This window comes from Citrobacter amalonaticus (genome assembly GCF_018252635.1).
GTDB classification, from domain to species: Bacteria; Pseudomonadota; Gammaproteobacteria; order Enterobacterales; family Enterobacteriaceae; genus Citrobacter_A; species Citrobacter_A amalonaticus_E.
The window spans coordinates 1-1,064 of record NZ_JAGTXM010000023.1 but is presented as its reverse complement, the minus strand read 5'-3'; the positions used below and the strand labels follow the sequence as shown (position 1 = coordinate 1,064).

Annotated in this window: 1 rRNA gene; it reads right to left on the bottom strand. The window is 52.9% G+C overall.

Annotated elements, in window-relative coordinates:
- Positions 1-1,064, bottom strand: a 23S ribosomal RNA gene (locus tag KE671_RS22530); the annotation flags it as partial.

Below are 1,064 nucleotides of genomic sequence, written 5' to 3'. Positions count from 1 at the left end.
TCGCTGCCGCAGCTTCGGTGCATGGTTTAGCCCCGTTACATCTTCCGCGCAGGCCGACTCGACCAGTGAGCTATTACGCTTTCTTTAAATGATGGCTGCTTCTAAGCCAACATCCTGGCTGTCTGAGCCTTCCCACATCGTTTCCCACTTAACCATGACTTTGGGACCTTAGCTGGCGGTCTGGGTTGTTTCCCTCTTCACGACGGACGTTAGCACCCGCCGTGTGTCTCCCGTGATAACATTCTTCGGTATTCGCAGTTTGCATCGGGTTGGTAAGTCGGGATGACCCCCTAGCCGAAACAGTGCTCTACCCCCGAAGATGARTTCACGAGGCGCTACCTAAATAGCTTTCGGGGAGAACCAGCTATCTCCCGGTTTGATTGGCCTTTCACCCCCAGCCACAAGTCATCCGCTAATTTTTCAACATTAGTCGGTTCGGTCCTCCAGTTAGTGTTACCCAACCTTCAACCTGCCCATGGCTAGATCACCGGGTTTCGGGTCTATACCCTGCAACTTAACGCCCAGTTAAGACTCGGTTTCCCTTCGGCTCCCCTATTCGGTTAACCTTGCTACAGAATATAAGTCGCTGACCCATTATACAAAAGGTACGCAGTCACCCCATTAAGAGGCTCCCACTGCTTGTACGTACACGGTTTCAGGTTCTTTTTCACTCCCCTCGCCGGGGTTCTTTTCGCCTTTCCCTCACGGTACTGGTTCACTATCGGTCAGTCAGGAGTATTTAGCCTTGGAGGATGGTCCCCCCATATTCAGACAGGATACCACGTGTCCCGCCCTACTCATCGAGCTCACAACACRTGCAATTTTGTGTACGGGGCTGTCACCCTGTATCGCCGGCCTTTCCAGACCGTTCCACTACCACACATGCTGATTCAGGCTCTGGGCTGCTCCCCGTTCGCTCGCCGCTACTGGGGGAATCTCGGTTGATTTCTTTTCCTCGGGGTACTTAGATGTTTCAGTTCCCCCGGTTCGCCTCGTTTGACTATGTATTCATCAAACGATAGTGCAACGAATTGCACTGGGTTTCCCCATTCGGACATCGCCGG